Genomic DNA, 6,773 nt, shown 5'->3' on the forward strand with positions numbered 1-6,773 from the left:
AGATAAAGGCGAATGTCCACCGGTTGCGTGCCCTCGGCCGTGAAGTCGAACTGCGCGCGCCAGTGGCCGGGCACGCCGTCGGGCACGGCTTCAGTGAACACGTACGAGAACTTGCCGCTGGCGGCCGTGAGCACCGCTTCGGGCTTGACGCCGAAGGGCAGGTCCTTCAGCGGGCCGCCGGTGAACTCGACCATGAACTTGCGCACGCCGGCCGGTCGCGGCTGGCCGGGCTGGCCGCCGCGGCCCAGCCGCGTGCCGGTGCAGTAGGCCAGCGGCGTGGGGTAGGGCTCCTTGTCGGTCCAGTGCAGGCGGTAGCGCAGGCTGTAGCGGCTGCCGGCCTTGGCGGGCTGGCGCGGCACCCACATCGCCACCGTGTTGTCGTGGATCTCGTCGTCGGTCGGGATCTCGATCAGCTGCACCTCGCCTTCGCCCCAGCCGCTGTCCAGCGGCTCCACCCACAGGCCCGGGCGGCGGTCGTACATCACGCCGTCCAGGTAATGGTCGAAGTTGCGGTCGCGCTGCCACAGGCCGAAGCCGCGCGGGTTGTTGTCGGCAAAGGCCGAGGCCGAGGTGGCGTTCGGGTTGTTCAGCGGGCGCCAGATGCGCTCGCCGGCGCCGTTCCACATCGTCAGCCCGTCGGAGTCGTGCACCTCGGGCCGCCAGTCGATGGCGGTGGGCTTGACCGTCTCCGAGTACCAGTACATCGACGTCAGCGGCGCCAGCCCCAGCCGCGCCACGTCCTTGCGCAGGAACAGGCGCGCATCGATGTCCATGATCACCGCCGCCTCGCGCTTCATCACGAAGCGGTAGGCGCCGGTGATGCTGGGGCCTTCCAGCAGCGCATGCACGGTGACGCTGGTGCTGCCTTCGGCCGGCGGCTCGAACCAGAAGTGGGTGAAGGAAGGAAACTCTTCGTCCTGCCCCGGCACCGCGGGGTTGATGGCCACGCCGCGTGCCGACAGCCCGTACTGGTACAGCTCGCCGATGGCGCGGAAGTAGCTGGCGCCCAGAAAGGCCACCCAGTCGTTGCTCTTCCAGTCGAGCTTGTTCTGGTCGCCCAGCCGGCTTTCCTGAAAGCGGAAGCCGGCAAAGCCCGCGCCCTCGGGCAGCTCGCGGGCGGGGCTGTCGGCCGGCATGTCGAAGTAGCGCGGCGAATACAGGATCTCGCGCGCGCCCCACGCGTCCCCCTGCTTGTCCAGCACATGCATGTGCACCGGCGTCTGGAAGAAGCGGCCCATGTGGAAGAAGGTCACCGGGAAGGGGCCGGGGCCGTCCTTGAACAGCGCGCTGTCGGTGTCGAAGCGCAGCTTGCCGTGCGCTTCGTAGTCGATGCGCTCCAGCACCTCGCGCGGCAGGTTCACCAGCGCGGTGGGCGCCTGGCGCGACAGGGCTTCGGCCCGCGCCACCAGCGCCTCGAACGAAAACGGCTTGCGCGGCCCCAGGCGCAGCCCGGTGGTGGCAGCGGGCTGCGCCTGCGCCGGCAGGCCCAGCGCGGCCAGGCCCAGCGCGCTGCCGGCGGCGGTGATGAAGTGGCGTCGGTCGAGGCGGGTGGTGTTTGCTTGATCCATGCGAGGGGCGTGGGTGGTGACAACGGCGCCGAGGATATGCGCGGTGCCGGCACGCTTTGTAAGCAGCCGCCATACCCGAATGCCGCACTGCACCATGACGGGCGGGCCACCTCGGCGCGCCGGGCAAGGCCCCAGCCGCGGGTGCCGCGCAGCCGCTCGTTAGACTGGCGGGCGCACTTTTTCGCGTTTTTGCCCTCTGCCGTCCTCCATGCCCACGCCCACCGAAGCCGCGCTGCTGGCAGCGCTCCAGTCCGTCGTCGACCCCAACACCGGCGAAGACTTCGTTACCACCCGGCAGCTGCGCAACCTGCGCATCGACGGCGGCGACGTGGCCTTCGACGTGCAACTGGGCTACCCGGCGCAAAGCCAGTTCCCGGCGCTGCGCAAGGCCCTGGTGGCCGCGGCGCGCAGCGTGCCGGGGGTGGAGAACGCGAGCGTCAACCTCAGCAGCGTCGTCGTCGCCCATGCGGTGCAACGCGGCGTGCAACTGCTGCCGGGCGTCAAGAACGTGATCGCCGTGGCCTCGGGCAAGGGCGGCGTGGGCAAGAGCACCACGGCCGCCAACCTGGCGCTGGCGCTGGCTGCCGAAGGCGCCACCGTGGGCCTGCTGGACGCCGACATCTACGGCCCCAGCCAGCCCACGATGATGGGTGTGCAGGGCCAGCCGCAAAGCCTGGACGGCAAGAGCATGGAGCCGCTGCAGGGCCACGGCGTGCAGCTGATGTCCATCGGCTTTCTGGTGCAGCCCGACCAGGCCATGATCTGGCGCGGCCCCATGGTCACGCAGGCGCTGGACCAGCTGCTGCGGCAGACCAACTGGAAGAACCTGGACTACCTGATCGTCGACATGCCGCCCGGCACCGGCGACGTGCAGCTGAGCCTGTGCCAGCGCGTGCCGCTGACCGGCGCCGTCATCGTCACCACGCCGCAGGACATCGCGCTGCTGGACGCCCGCAAGGGCCTGAAGATGTTCGAGAAGGTGGGCGTGCCCATCCTGGGCATCGTCGAGAACATGGCGGTGCACGTGTGCTCGCAGTGCGGCCATGCCGAGCACATCTTCGGCGCCGAAGGCGGCAAGAAGATGGCGGCTGAATACAACGTGGACTACCTGGGCGCGCTGCCGCTCAAGCTCTCGATCCGCGAGCAGGCTGACGCCGGCCGCCCCACCGTGGTGGCCGAGCCCGACAGCGAAGTGGCCGGCCTGTACAAGGCGGTGGCCCGCCAGGTGGCGGTGACGGTGGCGCGCAAGGCCAAGGACTTCTCGGCCAAGTTCCCGACCATCACCATCAGCAAAGGCACCTGAGGCTTCAGGCGCCCATGAAAAAGGCCCCGCGAGGGGCCTTTGCCTTTTGGGGATGGCTGCCTGGGGCAGCCACCCGGCCTTACGGCGTCACCTGGATCAGGTCGGCCTCGCGGCCGGCCTTGCCGTTGGCGTGCAGCAGCAGCAGCCCGGTCTGGCTGTGGGCATTGGCCGCCACGCCCGGCGTCTTGCTCACCACGACGCCGCCCTGGCCGTTGGCCGGCAGGGTGAAGGCGTCGAAGGTGGCGGTGTACTTCGGCTTGGCGGGGATGAAGCTCTGACCAGCCACCACGTCGGTCAGATTGCCGCTGTGGTAGTTGTCGTAGGCCCGCACCTCGAAGTTGATCTTCTTGCCGAGGTCGGTGATGCCCAGGTCGCCCGGCAGCACCGTCAGGATGGCGTTGGCCGAGTCCAGGTCCGCGTCGATGTAGAAGTTGGCCACCGCGGCGCCGTTGTTGCTGCCGTTGGGGTTGAGCTTCTGCGCCACCACCAGGGTGCGGCCGCTGGTGCCGAAGTCGCCGCTTTCGCGGGTGTACACCACCGCATCGGCCACGCCGTCGTTGTTGACGTCCACGTACACGTCGAACTCGGCCGGGTAGGCCGGGTGCGCACGGCGCCCGAAGGTCGTCACCGCAAACTGCAGGGCCGGCTCGCCGATGTCGATCACCCGCACGCCGGTGGCCTTGATGTCGATCACCGCCGCATCGCTGCCGGCGGCCGGCTGCACCAGGCTGATCTGCGGGCTGATGCCGGTGAGGGCGAACACGTCGGTGTAGCCACCGGTGGCGCCGCCCGCGTTGCTCACGCCCAGCAGCGCGCTGCTGCCACCCGACAGGGCCACCGAGGTGGTGGACGGCGTCACGTTGGCAGCCTTGTGCGGCAGGATGTGCCAGGGCACCGTCACGGTTTCCTGGGCGTCGCCCACCGACACGTAGCCGTCGTACTCCACCTCGTTGAGCAGCGCGCCGGTGCCCTGGTCGGCCGCAAAGCCCAGGTTCCAGGCGGGCAGCTTGCTGGCGTCCAGCGTCATGGTGATGACGAAGGCGCCCGTGCCATTGGCCGGCACCGTGATGCTGGCGGGCATGCTCAGGCTCACCGCGCCGCTGGCTTCGTCATTGGCATAACGGAAGCTGCGCTGGATGGTGTAGGTACGCGACGAGCTGCTGTAGTTGCGCACCGCCACCTTCTTGGTGAACTTGCTCAGCCCGGTGGCCCGCACCACGCCGAAGGACAGGGCCACGCTGTAGGGGTTGGTGGCGTCCCACAGCCCGGTGGTCAGCGCCGCGCTGCGGTCCACCCGCAGTTCACCGGCGCCGATGCGGGTGATGGGTGCCAGCACGCCCGGCAGCGTGGCCGGGTTGGTGTACACGGCGGTGTTGGCCGCGTTCATCAGGCGCGACTTGATCTCGATCGGCGTGGCCTGCGGGAACTTCTGCAGCAGCAGCGCCGCCGCGCCCGCCACCATCGGCGTGGCACCCGAGGTGCCCCCGAAGGCTTCGGTGCCGGTGCCGGTGCCGAACACGGCTGAGACCGAGGCGCCCGGGGCGCCGATCTCGGGCTTGATGGCACCGTAGCTGTACGACGGCCCCCGCGCCGAGGTGCTGGCCATGCTGCCGGCCAGCGGGATCACGTTGGCTCGGTTGACCGTGACGGTGACCGGGCTGCCGCCGCCCAGCGCCGACTTCAGCCGCGCGCCCACTTCCTGGCCGATGACCAGGGCCTGCACCAGGTCGGTTTCGCCGCCGCTGCTGAAGGATGGCGCTTCGCCCGGCGCGTTGTTGGCGATCAGCGCGCCGATGGCGCCGCGGGCCTTGGCATTGGCCACCTTGGTGCTGATGTTGCACGAGCCGCGGTCGATCAGCGCCACCTTGCCGGTGAAGTCGGGCGTGCTGGCCAGCGCGCAGGCAATGGCGGCAGCGCCGCTGCCGCCGTAGGCCACCTGGCCGCTGAAGCCGCTGGTCACCGGCGCCCATTCCAGCGTGGCGGTGTTGCCGTAGCTGCCGGCGATGCTGGCCGGCGCATTGACCACCAGCGCGATGGCGCCGGCCGAAGGCACGGCCGTCTGCGCCACGCTGATGGCTTCCGGCGCGGTGGACGACGAGCTGACGATGTACGGCCGGTCGGCCGCATTGCCGGCGGCCGCCACCACCACGATGCCGAAGCGCACCAGGTTGCTCACCGCCTGTGCGCTGGAGTCTTCACGCTGGCCGTAGTTGCCACCCAGCGACAGGTTGACCACGTCGGCCGAGTCCGAGAAGTCGAGGTCGCCGTTGGGGTCCATCGCCCAGTCCAGGCCCTGCAGCGTGGCCAGGCCGCTGCAGCTGGTGCTGACGCTGCTGCACACCTTGACGGCGTAGATCTTGGCGCCGGGCGCCATGCCCTTGTGCTGGCCGTCGTTGCTGCTGCCCGCGGCGATGTCGGCCACGTGCGTGCCGTGGCCGGCGCCGCTGCCGGCGTCGATCGGGTTGGCGTCGGGCGCCAGCGCGCCGTTGGGCCAGGTCTCGCCCACGAAGTCGTAGCCGCCGATCACCTTGGCGGTAGGGAACACGCCCGGGGTGACGATGGTGGGGTTGGTGGCCGCGGCCGCATAAGCGGCCGCCGTGCCGGCGCCGCCCAGGTTGCGGTGGGTGTAGTCCACGCCGCTGTCCAGCACCGCGATGCGCGTGCCCGCGCCGGTGAAGCCCATCTGCTGCAGCGCCTTGCCGCCCACGTAGGGCACGGTTTCGTCGAGCGAGCGCTGGGTGTCGGGCACCGGCAGGATGCCGCTGACGCCCGCCAGCTTGCCGATCTGCGCCAGGCTGCTGGCCGGCGCCGAGACCACCAGCGCGTTGTAGGCCTTGCCCACGCGGCCCAGTTCGCTGCCGCCGAGGGCGCGCACCTGGGCCATCAAGGTGTCCTGCTTGCTCTTGAGGCTGGCCATGTAGGCCTGGCGCTGGGCCAGCGTCATCACGCCCTGGCCCTGCTTGGCATTGGCGCCGACGGCCAGCGCCAGCGGCGCATCGGTCAGGCGGACCACCACCTGCACGGTGCCATTGAGCGCCGTGATGCGGGGCGCGCTGGCCACCGTGACGGGGGCGGGCAACTTGAGGGCCGCCACGCGGGCGGCGACGGGGGTCTGTGCGGTGGCGGGCTGCAGGCTCAGCAGCGTGCCCAGGGCCAGACCCAGCGCCGAAAGGGCGCGAGGAATCGAATGCATACCGGTCTCCGTGTCGATGAGGAGGAAGGCAGTTGCGTACCCGTGGGCCTCATGAGCCCGCGGGCATCCAGGGCTCAGGCGTTGGGGCGGCGCCGGCGGCGCAGCACCGCCAGGCCGGCCAGCCCGGCGCCCATCAGCAGCGCAGCGCCAGGCTCGGGCACGGCGGCCACGGTGGCGCCGGTGAGGGTGATGGCGTAGCTCTGGGCGGTTTCGGTGACCGGTATGGCCTGCGAGCCGTCCCAGGAAGCCAGAGGGCCGCTGGCGGGGTTGCCAGCCAGCGTGTCGTTGAGGCCACCCGGCAGGAAAACGCTGTTGCCGTTGGCGTCCAGGGCGCGGAAGCCGCCGAGCGCGACGCCGAGGTAGTAGGTACCGGGGGCCGACAGCGAGCCCAGACTGAAAGCGCCCCCCAGGCTGTTGTTGGCGCCGTCGTCGTTGGCCAGCACGCCGTAGCCTGCTGCATTGAAGAGGAACAGAGCCGAATCGAATTCCGTCCCGTTCTGAACTTTGGCGCTGAACAGCGCCGCGTTTGTCACCTGGATGCGAAAGAGGTCCACCTGGTAGAAGAACTCGCCGGAGCCGAAAGCCGTGGACTGCAGGAACCCGGTGATGCCGGTCAACGGCATGGACCCGCCGGGGATGATTTCAGCCGTGTCCGGCAGATCGCCGGCATCGGTTTCTTGCCAGACGAGCGCATGTGCGCCCTGCGAGA

The 6,773-nt window shown here is 70.1% G+C and carries 4 protein-coding genes; 1 reads left to right on the forward strand and 3 read right to left on the reverse strand.

From position 1 onward, the window contains the following. A partial coding sequence (locus ABNT58_RS11000) for a glucan biosynthesis protein D (protein WP_348753519.1) occupies nucleotides 1–1,568 on the reverse strand: 1,568 nt, incomplete at its 3' end. 208 nt (nucleotides 1,569–1,776) lie between these two features. Here ABNT58_RS11000 and apbC point away from each other — a divergent pair. After that, nucleotides 1,777–2,871 carry an iron-sulfur cluster carrier protein ApbC gene (apbC, locus tag ABNT58_RS11005; protein WP_348753520.1) on the forward strand — a complete coding sequence of 365 codons (1,095 nt, stop codon included), beginning with the start codon at nucleotides 1,777–1,779 and terminating at the stop codon, nucleotides 2,869–2,871. Nucleotides 2,872–2,950: 79 nt separating this feature from the next. Here apbC and ABNT58_RS11010 read toward each other — a convergent pair whose 3' ends face one another. Both ABNT58_RS11010 and ABNT58_RS11015 read right to left on the reverse strand, forming a co-directional pair. Next, nucleotides 2,951–6,064: a S8 family serine peptidase gene (locus tag ABNT58_RS11010; RefSeq protein ID WP_348753521.1), complete on the reverse strand. Its 3,114-nt coding sequence runs from the start codon at nucleotides 6,062–6,064 to the stop codon at nucleotides 2,951–2,953. Between the two features lie 74 nt (nucleotides 6,065–6,138). Further along, the coding region (locus ABNT58_RS11015) for a DVUA0089 family protein (protein WP_348753522.1) at nucleotides 6,139–6,773 on the reverse strand (635 nt) is incomplete at its 5' end.

Origin of the sequence: uncultured Aquincola sp. (assembly GCF_964001545.1) — a bacterium.
Taxonomy (GTDB): Bacteria; Pseudomonadota; Gammaproteobacteria; order Burkholderiales; family Burkholderiaceae_C; genus Aquincola.

Bases quoted from the DNA above. Each gene is read 5' to 3' on its own strand.
- ABNT58_RS11010 (WP_348753521.1), bottom strand. From the start codon at position 6,064: ATGCATTCGATTCCTCGCGCCCTTTCGGCGCTGGGTCTGGCCCTGGGC.
- apbC (WP_348753520.1), top strand. From the start codon at position 1,777: ATGCCCACGCCCACCGAAGCCGCGCTGCTGGCAGCGCTCCAGTCCGTC.